The 15,878-nt window shown below is 70.8% G+C and carries 16 protein-coding genes; 8 read left to right on the top strand and 8 right to left on the bottom strand.

The genetic code is table 11. The features are described from left to right. Positions 1-28: 28 nt before the first annotated feature. From atpA to Q8791_RS13895, 7 genes are all read left to right on the top strand, one after another. Positions 29-1,669: a F0F1 ATP synthase subunit alpha gene (atpA, locus tag Q8791_RS13925; RefSeq protein WP_330092109.1), complete on the top strand. Its 1,641-nt coding sequence runs from the start codon at positions 29-31 to the stop codon at positions 1,667-1,669. Positions 1,670-1,672: 3 nt separating this feature from the next. Beyond that, positions 1,673-2,593, top strand: a complete 921-nt coding sequence (locus tag Q8791_RS13920) for a F0F1 ATP synthase subunit gamma (protein ID WP_330092108.1) — start codon at positions 1,673-1,675, stop codon at positions 2,591-2,593. 5 nt (positions 2,594-2,598) lie between these two features. Further along, a complete protein-coding gene (gene atpD, locus Q8791_RS13915; protein WP_330092107.1) occupies positions 2,599-4,041 on the top strand; it encodes a F0F1 ATP synthase subunit beta in 1,443 nt (480 codons plus the stop codon). Positions 4,042-4,175: 134 nt separating this feature from the next. Beyond that, positions 4,176-4,565 (top strand): F0F1 ATP synthase subunit epsilon, encoded by a 390-nt coding sequence (locus Q8791_RS13910; RefSeq protein WP_330092106.1) that lies wholly within the window; start codon positions 4,176-4,178, stop codon positions 4,563-4,565. A gap of 28 nt (positions 4,566-4,593) precedes the next feature. Continuing rightward, positions 4,594-5,094 carry a DUF2550 domain-containing protein gene (locus Q8791_RS13905; protein WP_330092105.1) on the top strand — a complete coding sequence of 167 codons (501 nt, stop codon included), beginning with the start codon at positions 4,594-4,596 and terminating at the stop codon, positions 5,092-5,094. Positions 5,095-5,140: 46 nt separating this feature from the next. Then, positions 5,141-5,437 carry an MTH1187 family thiamine-binding protein gene (locus Q8791_RS13900; protein WP_330092104.1) on the top strand — a complete coding sequence of 99 codons (297 nt, stop codon included), beginning with the start codon at positions 5,141-5,143 and terminating at the stop codon, positions 5,435-5,437. Between the two features lie 51 nt (positions 5,438-5,488). Beyond that, complete coding sequence (locus Q8791_RS13895) at positions 5,489-6,004, top strand: hypothetical protein (RefSeq protein WP_330092103.1); 516 nt, start codon at positions 5,489-5,491, stop codon at positions 6,002-6,004. A 27-nt stretch (positions 6,005-6,031) separates the two neighbouring features. Here Q8791_RS13895 and Q8791_RS13890 read toward each other — a convergent pair whose 3' ends face one another. The 8 genes from Q8791_RS13890 to nucS form a co-directional block, all read right to left on the bottom strand. Further along, a complete protein-coding gene (locus tag Q8791_RS13890) occupies positions 6,032-6,628 on the bottom strand; it encodes a cob(I)yrinic acid a,c-diamide adenosyltransferase (protein ID WP_330092102.1) in 597 nt (198 codons plus the stop codon). Between the two features lie 574 nt (positions 6,629-7,202). Beyond that, positions 7,203-8,633, bottom strand: coding sequence for a M28 family peptidase (locus Q8791_RS13885; protein ID WP_330092213.1), 1,431 nt, complete (start codon positions 8,631-8,633; stop codon positions 7,203-7,205). A gap of 417 nt (positions 8,634-9,050) precedes the next feature. Further along, on the bottom strand, positions 9,051-9,719 hold the full coding sequence (locus Q8791_RS13880) for a DUF1707 SHOCT-like domain-containing protein (RefSeq protein WP_330092101.1): 669 nt from the start codon (positions 9,717-9,719) through the stop codon (positions 9,051-9,053). A gap of 105 nt (positions 9,720-9,824) precedes the next feature. Continuing rightward, positions 9,825-10,460: a response regulator transcription factor gene (locus Q8791_RS13875; protein WP_330092100.1), complete on the bottom strand. Its 636-nt coding sequence runs from the start codon at positions 10,458-10,460 to the stop codon at positions 9,825-9,827. Further along, entirely contained in the window at positions 10,457-11,824 is a 1,368-nt protein-coding gene (locus Q8791_RS13870; protein WP_330092099.1) for a sensor histidine kinase, read from the bottom strand. The genes Q8791_RS13875 and Q8791_RS13870 overlap by 4 nt, the downstream gene beginning before the upstream one ends. Further along, complete coding sequence (locus tag Q8791_RS13865) at positions 11,800-12,669, bottom strand: ABC transporter permease (protein ID WP_330092098.1); 870 nt, start codon at positions 12,667-12,669, stop codon at positions 11,800-11,802. Before Q8791_RS13865 ends, Q8791_RS13870 begins: the two co-directional genes overlap by 25 nt. Then, entirely contained in the window at positions 12,666-13,541 is an 876-nt protein-coding gene (locus Q8791_RS13860) for an ABC transporter ATP-binding protein (RefSeq protein WP_330092097.1), read from the bottom strand. The genes Q8791_RS13865 and Q8791_RS13860 overlap by 4 nt, the downstream gene beginning before the upstream one ends. Positions 13,542-13,716: 175 nt before the next feature. Next, on the bottom strand, positions 13,717-14,394 hold the full coding sequence (nucS, locus tag Q8791_RS13855) for an endonuclease NucS (protein ID WP_330092096.1): 678 nt from the start codon (positions 14,392-14,394) through the stop codon (positions 13,717-13,719). Positions 14,395-14,638: 244 nt separating this feature from the next. On the opposite strand from nucS, the gene Q8791_RS13850 reads away from it, so the two are divergent. Next, positions 14,639-15,853, top strand: a complete 1,215-nt coding sequence (locus Q8791_RS13850) for a 3-hydroxyacyl-CoA dehydrogenase (protein ID WP_330092095.1) — start codon at positions 14,639-14,641, stop codon at positions 15,851-15,853. Positions 15,854-15,878 lie beyond the last annotated feature (25 nt).

Here is a 15,878-nt window from a genome sequence, read left to right as displayed (position 1 = left end):
GCCATTTGAGAGCAAGGACAACGTAGAGATGGCGGAGCTGACGATCCGGCCGGACGAGATCCGGGACGCGCTACAGCGCTTCGTCCAGTCGTACGAGCCTGAAGCCACCCGCGCGGAAGAGGTCGGTACCGTCACCTACTCCGGTGACGGCATCGCCCGCGTCGGTGGCCTTCCCTCGGCGATGGCGAACGAGCTGCTGAAGTTCGAGGACGGCACCCTCGGTCTGGCCCAGAACCTTGAGGTCGGCGAGATCGGTGTCGTCGTGCTGGGCGACTTCACCAGCATCGAGGAGGGGCAGAAGGTGCGTCGCACCGGCCAGCTCCTCTCGGTGCCGGTGGGTGACAACTTCCTCGGCCGCGTGGTGGACCCCCTGGGCGCCCCCATCGACGGCAAGGGCGAGATCGAGTCGACCGAGCGGCGGGAGCTGGAGCTCCAGGCCGCGTCGGTGATGGAGCGCAAGCCGGTTCACGAGCCGCTCCAGACCGGCATCAAGGCGATCGACTCGATGACCCCGATCGGTCGCGGCCAGCGCCAGCTGGTCATCGGCGACCGTCAGACCGGCAAGACCGCGGTCTGCATCGACGCGATCATCAACCAGAAGTCCAACTGGGAGTCCGGCGACCCCGACAAGCAGGTGCACTGCATCTACGTCGCGATCGGCCAGAAGGGCTCGACCATCGCCGGTGTCCGCGGCGCCCTCGAAGAGGCCGGCGCGATGGAGTACACCACCATCGTCGCCTCCCCGGCGTCCGACCCGGCCGGCTTCAAGTACCTCGCCCCGTACACCGGTTCGGCCCTGGGCCAGCACTGGATGTACGAGGGCAAGCACGTCCTCATCGTCTTCGACGACCTCACCAAGCAGGCCGAGGCCTACCGTGCGGTGTCGCTGCTGCTGCGCCGCCCGCCGGGCCGTGAGGCCTACCCCGGTGACGTCTTCTACCTCCACTCCCGTCTCCTGGAGCGCTGCGCGAAGCTCTCCGACGAGATGGGCAGGGGCTCGATGACGGCTCTGCCGATCATCGAGACCAAGGCGGGCGACGTCTCGGCGTACATCCCCACCAACGTCATCTCCATCACCGACGGCCAGGTCTTCCTGGAGTCCGACCTGTTCAACCAGGGACAGCGTCCGGCCATCAACGTCGGTGTCTCGGTCTCCCGTGTCGGTGGCGCGGCGCAGACCAAGGCGATGAAGAAGGTCTCCGGTACCCTCCGTCTGGGCCTGGCCCAGTACCGCGAGCTGGAAGCCTTCTCCGCCTTCGGCTCGGACCTGGACTCCGTCTCCAAGCAGCAGCTGGAGCGCGGCGCCCGTCTGATGGAGCTCCTCAAGCAGGGCCAGTACTCGCCGTACTCCATGGAGCAGCAGGTCGTGTCGATCTGGGCCGGTACCACCGGCCGCGTCGACGACGTCCCGGTCGAGGACGTCCGCCGCTTCGAGGACGACTTCCTGGAGCACCTGGGCCGCGATCACGCCGGCATCCTGGCGGCGGTCCGGGACACCGGCAAGTTCGAGCCCGAGACCGAGAAGTCGCTCGACGTCGCCCTGGAGAAGTTCAAGCAGGGGTTCCAGACCTCCGCCGGAACCCTCCTGGGCACCGAGGCCGAGGCCGAGGCCCTCTCCGAGGAGAAGGTCGGCCAGGAGACCATCAAGGTCGCCAAGGGCGGGAAGTAACCCATGGGTGCACAGCTTCGCGTCTATCGCCGGAGGATCCGCTCGACGAAGTCGATGGCGAAGATCACCCGCGCGATGGAGCTCATCGCCACGACGCGCATCACCAAGGCGCAGCGTGCGGCTGAGGCTGCTGGGCCCTACGCGCGGGAGATCACCCGGGCGGTCTCGGCCCTCGCCAGCCGGGTGTCGGACCACCCGCTGCTGACCGAGTCCGAGAACCCGACCCGCGCTGCCGTACTGGTCATCACCAGTGACAAGGGCCTGGCGGGCGCCTTCTCCGCCAACGTGCTGAAGGAGGCGGACTCCCTCACCCAGCTCCTCCGGGAGCAGGGCAAGGAGGTCCTCACCTACATGGTGGGCCGGAAGGGTGCGGCCTTCTACAAGTTCCGCGATCGTCCGATCGAGGAGCAGTGGGAGGGCTTCACCGAGCGGCCGACCTACGCGCACGCCCGGGAGATCGGCTCCGCTCTCATTGAGAAGTTCCTCGCGGACACCTCCGAGGGCGGTGTCGACGAGATCCACGTGGTCTCCACGGAGTTCGTCTCGATGCTGACCCAGCGGGCCGGCGCCGTCCGTGCGCTCCCGCTGGAGGTCGAGGAGTCCGAGGAGAGCGAGCTCGAGGCCGCGCACGGCAGCGATCCGCTGCCGCTGTACGAGTTCGAGCCGTCCGCCGAGGAAGCGTTGGACGCCCTGCTCCCGCAGTACGTGACCAACCGCATCTACTTCGCGCTCCTGGACGCCTCCGCCTCCCAGCAGGCGTCCCGCCGCGCGGCCATGAAGGCCGCCACGGACAACGCCGAGGACCTCGTCAAGAACCTGGGACGCCTGGCCAACCAGGCGCGCCAGGCCGAGATCACCAACGAACTCAGTGAGATTGTCGGCGGTGCCGACGCCCTCTCCGCTGCCAGCGCAGGAAGTGAGTAGTAAAAGTGACTGCGACAGTTGAAGAGACGGCTGGGGCTGGCACCGCCACCGGCCGGATCGCCCGGGTGACCGGGCCGGTCGTCGACGTGGAGTTCCCCGTCGGCTCCCTGCCTTCGATCTACAACGCCCTGCACACCGACGTGACCGTCGGCGGCAAGGCCAAGACCATCACCCTGGAGGTCGCCCAGCACCTGGGTGACAACCTGGTGAGGACCATCTCCCTGGCCCCGCAGGACGGTCTCGTCCGCGGTGCCGAGGTGCGCGACACCGGTGCGCCCATCAGCGTGCCCGTCGGCGACCTCGTCAAGGGCCACGTGTTCAACACCCTGGGCGAGCCCCTGGACGTGTCGGCGGAGGAGCTCGGCGTCACCGAGCGCTGGCCGATCCACCGCAAGGCCCCGGCCTTCGACCAGCTCGAGTCCAAGACCGAGATGATGGTCACGGGCATCAAGGTGATCGACCTCCTCACCCCGTACGTGCGCGGTGGCAAGATCGGTCTGTTCGGTGGTGCCGGTGTCGGCAAGACCGTGCTGATCCAGGAGATGATCACCCGTATCGCCCGCAACTTCGGTGGCGTGTCCGTGTTCGCCGGTGTCGGCGAGCGCACCCGTGAGGGTACGGACCTGTTCCTGGAGATGGACGAGATGGAGGTCCTCCAGGACACCGCTCTCGTCTTCGGCCAGATGGACGAGCCCCCGGGCACCCGTCTGCGGGTCGCCCTGTCCGCTCTGACGATGGCGGAGTACTTCCGCGACGTCCAGAACCAGGACGTGCTCCTCTTCATCGACAACATCTTCCGTTTCACCCAGGCGGGCTCCGAGGTCTCCACGCTGCTGGGCCGTATGCCCTCGGCCGTGGGCTACCAGCCCAACCTGGCGGACGAGATGGGTCAGCTCCAGGAGCGGATCACCTCGACCCGCGGTCACTCGATCACCTCGATGCAGGCGATCTACGTCCCCGCGGACGACTACACCGACCCCGCTCCGGCGACCACCTTCGCCCACCTGGACGCGACGACCGAGCTCTCCCGCCCGATCTCGCAGAAGGGCATCTACCCGGCGGTGGACCCGCTGACGTCCACCTCCCGCATCCTCGACCCGCAGTACGTGGGCGAGGAGCACTACCAGGTGGCGCAGCGCGTCAAGGAGATCCTCCAGAGGAGCAACGACCTCCAGGACCAGATCGCCATCCTCGGTATGGACGAGCTGTCCGAAGAGGACAAGATCGTCGTCAACCGTGCTCGCCGCATCGAGCGCTTCCTGTCGCAGAACATGTTCGTGGCCGAGAAGTTCACCGGCACCCCGGGCGTGTTCGTTCCCCTGGAGGAGACCATCGCCTCCTTCAAGGGCCTCTGCGACGGTGAGTACGACCACCTGCCCGAGCAGGCCTTCCTCGACGTCGGCAACATCGACATGGCGGTCGAGAAGGCCAAGCAGCTTCAGGCCTAGAACCGCGCGAAGCGTCCGTTGAGGGTGGTGGCGGGCGACGGGCGGGACAGTTTCTCCGGCCGGGCCGGTCCCGAACGACAACACGTCGGGGCCGGCCCGGCCGAACCCACCCGCTAGCCGAGGAGTTTGTGGCAGTGTCGAAGAAGCTTTTCGTCGAGATCGTCTCGCCCGAACGTGAGATTTGGGCCGGCGAGGGCGACATGGTCATCGCGAAGACCGTCGAGGGTGAGATCGGCGTCCAGCCCGGGCACATCCCGGTGCTCTCGCTGCTGGCCCACGACGCCGTCGTTCGCGTGCTGGGTGCGCGGGAGACCGGCGAGGTCCGGGCCGCCGCGCACAGCGGGTTCGTCTCGGTTTCGGGTGAGGGTCGTATCTCCATCCTCGCCGAGACCGCCGAGCTCGCCGAGGACATCGATGTGGACCGTGCGCGCACGGCGCTGAAGAACGCGACCGAGTCCGGCGACACCGTCGCCCTGGGTCGTGCTCGGAGCCGCCTGCGCGCTGCTGGCGAGGACGTCGCCTAGCGAACCGGGACGGCGGAACGCAGTGGGCATGGAACGACCGCTCCCCGCTCAGGTGGGAACGGGCTCCTGGCTGGAGTCCGCGCAGTGGGTGTTCTTCGCCCTGCTCTTCGTCTTCCTGGCGGTGGTGCTCGCCGTCACCGTACGCCGCTGGGTGCTCGTCCAGCGGGGCGGCGCGGTCGAGTGCTACCTGCGCACACCGGGCGGTAGGGGTCGCCGGGGCTCCTGGCGTATCGGCTTCGGCCGGTACGGCACGGAGAACCTCGGCTGGTTCCCGATCTTCTCCCTGAGGCCGCGGCCGACAGTCTTCCTGTCGCGCCGCGGCCTCGTCGTTCTGGGGCGGCGCGTTCCGAGCGGCGAGGACACCGAGCACCTGCCCACGGACGTGACCGTCGTCCGGATCGGCTGGGCCGCCGAGGACGGCAGCGACCCGCGGGACGCGGTGTACGAGATCGCGATGAGCGAGAGCGCCCTGACCGGGTTCCTGTCGTGGTTGGAGTCGATGCCCCCCGGCACGCAGTGGGAGGCGTGAGCCCGGTGGGTTCACAAAGGCGGCGGTCTGTGCCTAGCATGGCGACATGATCGTCGCTTTCTCTGTTTCTCCACTCGGTGCCGGAGAGTCCGTCGCTCCCGCCGTCGCGCGCGCCGTGAAGGTCGTGCGCGAGAGCGGGCTGCCCAACGAGACCTCGGCCATGTTCACCAGCGTCGAGGGTGAGTGGGACGAGGTGATGGACGTCGTCAAGCGCGCTGTCGCCGCGGCCGGCGAGGGCGCCGGGCGGGTCAGCCTCACCCTCAAGGCGGACATCCGCGAGGGTGTCACGGACGGCCTCCACAGCAAGGTCGAGGCGGTCGAGCGGGAACTCGGCGACTCCTGAGGCCCATCGGTCCTTCCACAGGACGGGTCGGACACGGCAGGATGCGGTTCCATGGCCACTTCGCGTTTCCGCGTCCTGCTCGCGCCCGTACTCCTGGCGCCCCTGCTCGTCGGCTGCCAGCCGCCCGGCGGCCACGTCGGTGCGGTGGCCACGGGCCACTTCACCGCCCTGCACCAGTTCCCGGTCGTGATCGTCACCTGGTGCGGTGACGCCGCGCCCCGCCAGATCGACCTGCTCGGGGAGACCCAGCGCAGACACCTCGTCGCCACCCGCGCGTTCGAGGGCGGCGAGATCGAGGTCGACCTCGCGGCGCCCGGGGACGACTGGGAGATCCTCGACGAGGACGGAAGGGCCGTCTACCGGATGGGTCCGGACTCCTCGGAGGACGAGTACGCCGTCGGGGTGGGCTCGGCCGCGGCGGAGCCCGGGGACTCCGCCGAGCACGACATCGGAACCCTCAGCTTCACCACCGGGGCGCTGGCCGCCGAGCAGGGGGTGCTGTACGCGGGGGACGGCACCTCCGAGGCGGGGGTCGTCCCGCAGGAGGAGTTCCCGCCCGAGTGCTGAGGGCGGGCGGGTGTGCCCGGAGGCCTCCTAGCGTTCGCCTCCGGGCTTCCAGAGCACCTCGTCGCCCTCGTCCGCCACGTAGCGGCCGAGGATGAACAGCAGGTCCGAGAGCCGGTTGAGGTACTGGGCGGTGAGCGGGTTGACCGTGTCGCCGTGCTCTTCGACGGCGGCCCACACGCTGCGCTCCGCGCGGCGGACCACGATCCGCGCCGTGTGCGTCAGCGCCACGGTGGGGGAGCCTCCGGGGAGGATGAAGCTGCGCAGTGTGGGCAGGTCGGCGTTGTAGTGGTCGCAGGCCTCCTCCAGCCGGGTGACGTACTCGGGGAGTACCCGCAGCGGCGGGTACTCCGGGTCCGGCACGATCGGCGTGGACAGGTCGGCGCCCAGGTCGAACAGTTCGTTCTGCACCCGTCCGAGCAGTGCCCGCACGTCGTCGGGCAGTTCGCCCACGGCCAGCGCGACGCCGATGGCGGCGTTGGCCTCCTCCGTGTCGGCGTACCCGACGAGGCGTGTGTCGTTCTTGCCGGTCCTGCTCATGTCGCCGAGGGCCGTCGTGCCGGCGTCGCCGGTACGCGTGTAGATCTTCGACAGAACGACCGGTTTGTCCGTGTCCCGTGTGGTCATGCCCCAACCCTAGGGGAGGGTCGGCCGACGGTGTCGACGTTCCCGTCGCGAGCGGCACCCGAGCTCGCTCTGGTGACGGAGGATAACTGTTCAGTATCAGCGGGTGAAGGTGATGCATGTCACTGATACATTGAGAGACAAGGAAGCTACGCAAAGTAGTTTCCGGTGGTGTTCTACGCGAGAAGTCCCGAGTGGAAAGAGGGGGCCACCCGGGCCTTCTGCGCAGGGGGAGGCACCGCCGAAGGCGGGCGGCGTGAGACCGGGGGGTTCACGCCGCCCGCCTCCATGCACGGCGGACCGCGCGCCTCGGGGCGGTCCGGGACCGCGGGTCAGCGGCCTCGGTGGCGGGCAGGGGCGCCCGGTGCCGAAGCCCGCCGGAGCACAACCCCCAGGCCGCGTTCCGCGGATCATTCCGGGCTCGCGTCCCCCAGGCTGCCTCTCGCTGCGCCGACTGCGCTTGGACAGCCAAACCCGGGCTGACCTGCGCTACCCGTCTTGCGAGAGATGGCCTGGAAGCCGCTCGCGTCGATCGGCGCAAGCGCCGAGTCAACCGAAAGCATCCACGGAACACGCCCTAGCGGAGCCAGGCGTCCCCCGCCCGGGGCAGCTCGGCGGTGGCGGCGGAGTGCCTCAGCACGCCGTTCACCGGGAGCGTGCTCTCGGCGAAGAACTCCACGCCGTGGGCGCCGGCGGCCGACAGCTCCGCCACCGAGTCCCAGTCGACGTGCTCCAACGTGTCGTCCGCGGTGTGGTAGTACGGGTCGAACGCCTCACCGGCCGTGCCGCCGTACCACTCGGCCTGCTCCTCGCTCTTGACGCCGTCGGCGCCGCTGAACAGGCCCCCGGACGGGATGCCGGACTCCATGAACGCCCTGTAGTCGCTGCGTCCGCTCAGCACGCCCGGCTCGCTCACCTGGTCCCGCGAGGCGAAGTAGTCCGAGAAGACCTTGGCGATCGCGCCGGACCCGGAGGGGGCTCCGGAGGAGTCGGGAAGCTCCATGCCTCCGTCGAGGACGAACCGGCCGTAGTTGTGCGAGCCGATCATGTCGAAGTTGAGGTAGAGGGCGATGTCGTCCACCTGCTCCGGCGTCAGGTCGGCGACGTACTCGGTGGACCCGACCAGGCCCTCCTCCTCGGTGCCCCAGAACGCGAACCGGACCTTGTTGTTCGGATCGGCCTGCTCGGCCAGTTGGACGGCGGTCTCCAGCACGAACGCCGAGCCGCTGCCGTTGTCGTTGATGCCGGGGCCGTCCTCGACACTGTCCAGGTGGGCGCCCACCACCACGACGTTGTCGTCGCGGCCCTCGGGCGTCTCGGCGAGGACGCTGTAGGAGGTCTCGTTGACGACGGTGGCGTCCACCTTCACCCGGAGTTCGAGCCCGTCGGCGGCGATCAGCTCGGCGCCCGTGAGCCCGGACACGCCCACGGCGGGGATGTCGGAGACGGTCGCGATGGTGCCCAGGAAGACCTCGTCCTCGTTGTTGACCACGAGGGCGGCGGAGGCGCCGGCGTCGGCGGAGTTCTGGACCTTCTCGGAGAAGGGGCACGTGCCGCGCAGGGTGATCGCGACGGCGCCCTCGGGGAAGTCCGCGAAGTCGTCGGGGGAGCACCCGCTCTCCGAGCTGCCCGCGTTGACCGCGACGGCCGGGGCGGTGACGTCGCCGGAGCCGGAGTAGCTCATGGGCACGTAGTCGACCTCGGCCTCGTAGTCGACCTGTGCCGGCGCGGTCTGCTCCAGGACCGCGGGCGACTGCTCGCGCCAGAGCTCGTAGTCGTACTCGTGCCGGTACGTCTCGTACCCGGCGCGTTCGAGCTGGTCCTCGACGTAGAGGGCGGCGACGTCGTAGCCGGGGGTGCTCGTGGCCCGGTTGCCGCCGTTGTACTCGGCGATGGTGTCCAGGTTCTCCAGGTGCTCCTGGATGGCGTCGGCGGTGACGAGGTCGGCGAGCCCGTCGGGCTCACTGCCCGCGTGGGCCGTGCCCGACGCCAGGGCCCCGGAGGCCATGAGCACGGTCGCGAGGCCCGCCGCGGCGGCGCGACGGCCGGACCGGGGGGAGGAGGGGGACACGGGGTCGGACGCTCTGCCGAGCGCGGCCCGTCGGTGGGTGGGGCGCAACGATCTTCCTCCGGTGTACGGGGGTCCACCGCTCCGAGGCGTGGGGGATGGACACCTTTGGCAGGCAAAGTACCGCTGCAGCCTGCCACCAGAACGGTGCTCTCGGCAAGGAGTGGCGGGTGTCATTGCCACAATCAGCCACGGAACTTGCGCGTTCGGTACGCACTGTGCCCGAAACGTCCGTCCGGACGGACCGATCGTCCAGGTAGGGGGCGCCGGAGCCCGGCGGACCGGGCGCCCCCGGAGGAGCCGTACCGCCGCCGGAGCCGTACCGCAGCCGGAGGCGTCCGGGCGGAGCTGCCCGGATCAGTCCTCGTCGTCCCGCTCGCGCTGGTGCTTGCGGCGCTTGTAGACCACGCCCACTCCCGCCATGACCGCGAGGCCGCGGACGTGGACGATCGGCGCGTCCGGGTCCACCACGCTGGGCGGGGTACCGCCCTCGTTGCCGAAGCCGCCCATGATCGGCAGCCCGTGGACCCGCACCTGGATGTCGTCGGGGACCCTGATCTCGATCCCCGCCATCACGGCGCCGGTCCAGATCGTGGTCTCCCGGTGGACGAACCGCGCCTCGCGCAGGTCCAGTTCGACGCCGCCCATGAGCGACAGGGCGAAGAAGTTCTTCGGGACCACCCATGCCCCGGCGCGGTCGGCGCCGCCCATCACGGCCACGGCGGCCGTGCTGGTCGGGGCGGACTGCGGGGTGACCCGACCGCTGCCGTAGACCGGTCGGGGCGAGCGGAAGTCGCCGGAGACGGGTGTCAGCGAGGAGCCCTGGTCGGTCGCGGGCAGGTCCTCCGTGAGGGGGACGAGCTCGCCGATGGTCTTGGCGCGGTAGACGGAGTCCAGGCGCTCGCTGTGCTCGTCCGGGTCCAGGCGGCCTTCGGCGAGGGCTTCGCGCAGGCGGTGCGCGACGGAGTCGCGGTCGGCGTCGGAGGCGCGCATCCGGCCGTGTTCGGGGGGGTTGGCGTCGTTCATCCGGTCCACCTTATGACGATTCTTCCGTGGCGGCACGCCCCGCCGTCGGGGAGGAACCCCGAACCGCCCCTGCGCCGCCGTCGCGTCCCCGCCGCGGGGCGGGGGTCAGGCCTCCGGGAGCAGCCCGCGGCGGATCGCCTGGGAGACCGCCGCCGTCCGGTCGCCCACCCCGAGCTTCTCGTACACCCGCATCAGGTGGGTCTTGACGGTCGTCTGGCTGATGTGCAGTGCGCGGCCGATCGCGGCGTTGGTCAGGCCGTCGGCGGCCAGGCGCAGCACCTCCGTCTCACGGGGTGACAGGGCGACGGCGGGCGGCTCGGCCCGCTGGCGCATCCCCGTCAGGAGTTTGCCCGCGACGCGGCCGGTGAGCACGGTCTCCCCGCGGGCCGCGGCGCGGATCGCGTCGGCGAGGGCCGCGCGCGGGGTGTCCTTGAGCAGGTATCCGGTCGCGCCGGCCTCGACGGCCCGCAGGATGTCGCTGTCGGTGTCGTAGGTGGTGAGCACGAGGACGTGCACGCCGGGGTACTCGGCGGTGATGCGCTCGGTCGCCGCGACCCCGTCGCCGCCGGGCATCCGCAGGTCCATCAGGACCACGTCGGGGGAGAGTGCGGCGACCAGGGCCACCGCCTCGGGGCCCGAGGCGGCCTCGCCCACGACGGCGAGGTCGGTCTCGGTGCCGAGCATGCCGCGGATCCCTTCGCGGACCACCGGGTGGTCGTCGACCAGCAGGACACTGATCATGGTGTGGGCTCCTCGTTGGGCTCGTGGCGGGTCGTGTGCTGCGGGTGGGAGGCGGAGGCCTCCACCAGGGGGAGGGTCATGCGGACGGTCGTCCCGGTGCCGGGGACGCCCTCGACGTCCAGGGTCCCGCCCACACTGCGGGCCCGGTGCGTCATGTTGGCGAGGCCGTCGCCGGTGGGGGCCTGCCCGCGGACGAACCCCCGTCCGTCGTCCGTCACCGTCAGCCCGACGCACGTGTCGGCGTAGACCAGGACCACCTCGACCGTGCGGGCCCCGGAGTGCTTGCGGACGTTGGACAGCGCCTCCTGCGCCGTGCGCAGCAGGCAGATCTTGAGGTCGTTGGAGAGCGGCACCGGGGCGCCCTCCACCCGGGAGCGGGCCGTGATGCCGAGTTCGCCGCCGATCCGCGCGGAGATCCGTGTGAGGACGGCGTCCAGGTCCTCGCCGTCGAGCGGGACCGGCTGGCGTGCGGCGACCATCGCCCGCGCCTCGGCCAGGTTCTCGGCGGCGGTCTCGCGCATCAGCGCCAGGTGGCGGCGCGCGGTCCCGGGGTCGGTGTCCATCTCGGACTCCACCGCCTGGGTGAGGGCGACGATGCTGGTGAAGCCCTGCGCCAGGGTGTCGTGCATCTCGCGGGCGAGGCGTTCGCGCTCGGCCAGGGCGCCGGACTCCTCCGACAGCCTGGCGGCCTCCGAACGGCTCTCGCGGAGGCTCGTGATCAGCTCGGAGCGCTCGTAGCTCTGCTCGATGATCAGCTCGAACCAGCGGCCGAACCACAGGGAGAAGCCGACGAGCACCGCGTGGACCAGTGAGGTGGCCAGGACGCCGCGCCAGTCATCCACACCGGCCAGTCCCCGCAGCAGTCCCGGCAGCAGCAGGATGACCGCCACCGTGGGGACGGCCACCCCGGACCCGCACGTCATGAAGCAGAGCGGGGCGATCGCGAACAGCATGAAGGTCAGGTTCGGGTTGAGGATCACCGCGGGCAGGATGCACAGCAGGAGGAGCGCCGACAGCGTCAGAGAGCGGGGCAGGTCCCAGTCGGAGCCGTCCAGGAGGACCATCCGCTTGCCGTACAGGTAGTAGACGACGATGGTCCCCGCCGTCAGGCCCGCCGTCAGCCACCGGTGCCCCGGGGCGCCTGTGCTCAGGGCGAGCAGGACGATGGCGGCCATCGTCCCGGTGAAGTACACGTCCCACCAGATACCCAGGTCCCACGCGTGCCTCTGGGCGCCGTCGCCGAGGCCCTCCTCCCCGGTGGGTTCCCCGTCGTCGGCCGGGCCGCCGTCCACGGTCCCACCGACGACCTGCCGGTCGGTGACCTGTTCGGCCACGGCGCTCACCCGTCCTTCCGCGTCTTCCATCTGAACGTCACCAGTGTGAGCACCAAGCCCACCACACACCACGTGCCCAGGGCGAGTGCCACCTGGGGCAGATCCCACGACCCGCCGGCCTCGAGTGCGGCCATCTCGTCGGGGAAGAACCCCGCCCGCATGCCCTGCGCCATCCACAGGAGGGGGAAGAGTCCCGCCGCGGTCACCACCCAGTCGGGCAGGACCACGACCGGGACGAAGACCCCCGACGTGAACTGGAGGACGAGGAACGGCACGACCACCACGCCGGACGCCGCCTGGGAGGACCGCGCCAGCGAGCTGACCGCGATCCCGAGGAGGGCGCAGGAGACGGTGCCGAGGAGGAGGACCCACGCCAGGGTGGCCCAGGAGCCGGCGTCGGCGGGCAGCTCCGCGCCGAAGCCCAGCGCGGCGACTCCCAGCAGGAGCAGTGTCTGCCCCAGCGACAGGAAGGCCACCAGCACGGTCTTCCCGATGAAGTACGCGCTCGGCGGCATCGGGGTGCCGCGAAGGCGGCGCAGCCCTCCGTGCTCGCGCTCACCGGCGATGCCGGTGCCCAACTGCTGGAAGCTCACCGACATGAGGCCCATGGCGATCATGCCCGGCAGGTAGTAGTCGACGGCGGGCATGCCCATGTCGAACATGCCGTCGAAGATCGAGGAGAACAGGACCAGGATCAGCGCCGGCAGGCTGAACGTGAAGATCAGGCTCTCCCACTCCCTGCTGAACGCCCTGATCTCGACCCAGCCCCGGGACAGGCCGATTCGCAGGGGGCCGGGCAGCCGCCGGGCGGACCCGGCACCGGAGGGTTCCGCGGGGGTCCCCGGCGCGGTGGCCGGTGTGGTGCCGGTGCTCATGCCGTGCTCCCCTCGGCGGTGTCCTCGCCGCCGTCGTCCCGGATCAGCTCCAGGTAGGTCTCCTCCAGGGTGGGGCGGTGCACGCTCAGCTCCGGCACCTCCCCGCCGAAGAGGGTGGCCAGTTCGGCCACGACCCGGGTGGGCGCCCCGGTGACGGCCTCCCGCCGCCGCCCCTCGACGGTCCAGCCCACCGTGGCCTCCGCGGACGCGCGCCCGCCCAGGGTGGCGGGCGCGCCCAGGGCCCGGATCCTCCCTCGCGCGATCACGCACACCCGGTCGGCGAGCTCCTCCGCCTCCTCCAGGTAGTGGGTGGTCAGCACGATGGTGGTGCCCCCGTCGGCGAGCTCCCGGATGAGGGACCAGAAGTCCCTCCTGGCACGGGGGTCGAACCCGGTGGTGGGCTCGTCCAGGAACAGGAGCTCGGGGCGGCCGACGATGCCGAGCGCCACGTCCAGGCGGCGCCGCTGCCCGCCGGAGAGGGAGGAGGGCAGTGCCCTGGCCTTGTCCGCCAGGCCGACCCGTGCGACCACCTCGTCGGAGTCGTGGCTCTCCGGGTAGTAGCCCGCGAAGTGGCGGACCAGGTCGCGTACCGGCAGGGCGGGGACCTGGGTCTCCTGCTGCCAGACGACACCGATGCGGGCCCGCCAGCCGCGCCCCGCCGTCCCGGGGTCCTCGCCGAGGACGAGCGCCGTACCGCCGTCCCGGTGCCGGAAACCCTCCAGGATCTCGACCGTGGTGGACTTGCCCGCACCGTTGGGGCCGAGGAAGGAGAAGACCTCGCCGCGGTGGACGGTCAGGTCGATGCCCGCGACGGCATGATCGTCCCCGTACCTCTTGGTGAGTCCGCGTACCTCGATGGCTGTGTCGCTCATGGCACCGACTCTTCCGGGTCGGCGCCGCCGGCGGTATCGGCCGCCGGGGCGCGGCCGGGTCATCCGTTCGGACGACTCCGGTGGTGGTGGGGGCACGACGGAGGCCCCCGGCGGGTGTCGCCAAGGGCCTCGGGAAGCCGGGGTCGGACGCCGGGGGCGGCGGCCGGCGCGGGGGTCAGAACAGGCGCAGGACGTCCGGTTCGATACCCCGCAGCGCGTCGTAGTCCAGCACGACGCAGGAGATGCCGCGGTCCTCGGCCAGGACGCGGGCCTGCGGTTTGATCTCCTGGGCGGCGAAGACGCCGCGCACGGGGGCGAGCTGCGGGTCCCGGTTGAGCAGTTCGAGGTAGCGGGTGAGCTGTTCGACGCCGTCGATGTCGCCCCGGCGCTTCAGTTCGACGGCCACCGTGGCGTTGCCCGCGTCGCGGCACAGGATGTCGACCGGCCCGATGGCGGTCGGGAACTCGCGCCGGATGAGGGTGTAGCCCTCGCCCAGCGTGGTGATGTGCTCGGCCAGCAGCTCCTGGAGGTGGGACTCGACGCCGTCCTTCTGGAGACCGGGGTCCTTGCCGAGCTCGTGGGAGGTGTCGTGCATGACCTCCTCGATGGTCAGCACCAGCTTCTCTCCGGACTTGCCGTGCGTGACGGTCCACTGGTCCGGCCCGTCCGCGACGGTCTCCTCACGGAGCTTGCACGGCGGGTTCATCCAGTTCAGCGGCTTGAACGCCCGGTCGTCGGCGTGGATGGACACGCTCCCGTCGGCCTTGATGAGGATCAGCCGAGGAGCCATGGGCAGGTGTGCGGTGAGCCGGCCGACGTAGTCGACGCTGCACCGAGCGATGACGAGACGCACGAAACGCCACGTTACCGCCTCCCGGGGGCGGGCGGACCCGAACGGCCCGGGGGCCGGAGCCCGGGGGGTGCGGGGCGTCGGCGGGCCGGAGCGGGGGAGGGGGCGCGGGTCCGCCGACCTCCGGGCCACCGTGTCCGCGCCGACGGCGGAACGGCGGCGGCGCCCCGGGCAGGGAGGGCGCCGGGTGTCGGACCGGGGCCTCCGGTGCGCGGTCCACGGCGCCGCGCCCTTTAGGGTTGGGCTCATGGTGCAGGAATTTGACAAGGTCGGTGTCGTCGGACTCGGCGCGATGGGCGCGGGCATCGCAGAGGTGTTCGCCCGTGCGGGGTTCAACGTCATCGGGGTCGAGATCGACCAGGCCGCCGTCGACCGCGGCCGCAGTCACATGGACAAGTCCCTCTCGCGTGCGGTCAGCAAGGGCAAACTCACCGAGGAGGAACGCGCCGGGATCGACTCCCGCCTGACGTTCACCACCTCGAGGGAGGATCTCGCCGACGCCGACTTCGTCGTCGAGGCCGTCCCCGAGCGGATGGACGTCAAGAAGGACGTCTTCGGCGACCTGGACCGGATCTGCCCGCCCGGCACGATCCTGGCCACCAACACGTCGTCGTTGTCGGTCACCGAGATCGCCGCGCTCACCGGTCGCCCCGGGAAGGTCGTCGGTCTGCACTTCTTCAACCCGGCCCCGGTCATGAAACTGGTCGAGGTGATCACCACGGTCTCCACCAGCGACGAGACCCTCGACGTGGTCACCGAGGTCGCCAAGCGCATCGGCAAGACCCCCGTGGCGGTCGGAGACCGCGCCGGGTTCGTCGCCAACGCGCTGCTCGTGCCCTACATCAACGACGCCGTCCGCCTGTACGAGCGGGGGATCGCCACCCGCGCGGAGATCGACGCCGCCGCGCAGAAGGCCGCGGACCTCCCCATGGGGCCGCTCGCCCTCGCCGACCTGGTGGGTCTGGACGTGTGCCTGGCCGTCATGGACGTGCTGTGGGAGGAGTACCGGGACCCGCGCTTCGCGGCCTCGCCGCTGCTCCGCCGCATGGTCGCCGCCGGGCACCTGGGCCGCAAGTCCGGGCAGGGCTTCCACGTGGGCCGATCCGAGGAGCCGGAACCGCGGCCCGCCGGACGCTACGCCGCGATGGTCCGCGACGAGGAGACCCTCGACCTGGGGGAGATCCTGATCGCCCCGCAGATCGACGACGCCCTGCGCATGATCGGCGACGGCTACGCCTCCGCCAAGGACGTCGACACCGCGATGCGGTTCGGCTGCGGTTACCCGAAGGGCCCGACCGAGCTCCTGGCGGAGCGCGGCGCGGAGTCCGTGGTCACCACCCTGATGGCGATGGGGGAGTACAGCCTCACCACGATCGCGGTGCCCGCCCCGCTGCTGATGGACCAGCTGCCCGACGCCGAGGAGGGGGAGGGCCACGGCGGCGGCTGCGCCTGCCACGGCTGATCCCGACCCGTGTGGCTGCCGTCGC

Source organism: Nocardiopsis codii, assembly GCF_036327455.1.
GTDB lineage: Bacteria > Actinomycetota > Actinomycetes > Streptosporangiales > Streptosporangiaceae > Nocardiopsis > Nocardiopsis codii.
This window is presented reverse-complemented; position numbering and strand designations above follow the sequence as displayed.

Excerpts from the sequence above, each read along its gene's own strand:
- atpA (WP_330092109.1), top strand. The coding sequence starts at position 29 with ATGGCGGAGCTGACGATCCGGCCGGACGAGATCCGGGACGCGCTACAG.
- Q8791_RS13920 (WP_330092108.1), top strand. The coding sequence starts at position 1,673 with ATGGGTGCACAGCTTCGCGTCTATCGCCGGAGGATCCGCTCGACGAAG.
- Q8791_RS13905 (WP_330092105.1), top strand. The coding sequence starts at position 4,594 with ATGGAACGACCGCTCCCCGCTCAGGTGGGAACGGGCTCCTGGCTGGAG.
- Q8791_RS13900 (WP_330092104.1), top strand. The coding sequence starts at position 5,141 with ATGATCGTCGCTTTCTCTGTTTCTCCACTCGGTGCCGGAGAGTCCGTC.
- Q8791_RS13895 (WP_330092103.1), top strand. The coding sequence starts at position 5,489 with ATGGCCACTTCGCGTTTCCGCGTCCTGCTCGCGCCCGTACTCCTGGCG.
- Q8791_RS13890 (WP_330092102.1), bottom strand. The coding sequence starts at position 6,628 with ATGACCACACGGGACACGGACAAACCGGTCGTTCTGTCGAAGATCTAC.
- Q8791_RS13885 (WP_330092213.1), bottom strand. The coding sequence starts at position 8,633 with ATGGCCTCCGGGGCCCTGGCGTCGGGCACGGCCCACGCGGGCAGTGAG.
- Q8791_RS13880 (WP_330092101.1), bottom strand. The coding sequence starts at position 9,719 with ATGAACGACGCCAACCCCCCCGAACACGGCCGGATGCGCGCCTCCGAC.
- Q8791_RS13875 (WP_330092100.1), bottom strand. The coding sequence starts at position 10,460 with ATGATCAGTGTCCTGCTGGTCGACGACCACCCGGTGGTCCGCGAAGGG.
- Q8791_RS13870 (WP_330092099.1), bottom strand. The coding sequence starts at position 11,824 with ATGGAAGACGCGGAAGGACGGGTGAGCGCCGTGGCCGAACAGGTCACC.
- Q8791_RS13865 (WP_330092098.1), bottom strand. The coding sequence starts at position 12,669 with ATGAGCACCGGCACCACACCGGCCACCGCGCCGGGGACCCCCGCGGAA.
- Q8791_RS13860 (WP_330092097.1), bottom strand. The coding sequence starts at position 13,541 with ATGAGCGACACAGCCATCGAGGTACGCGGACTCACCAAGAGGTACGGG.
- Q8791_RS13850 (WP_330092095.1), top strand. The coding sequence starts at position 14,639 with ATGGTGCAGGAATTTGACAAGGTCGGTGTCGTCGGACTCGGCGCGATG.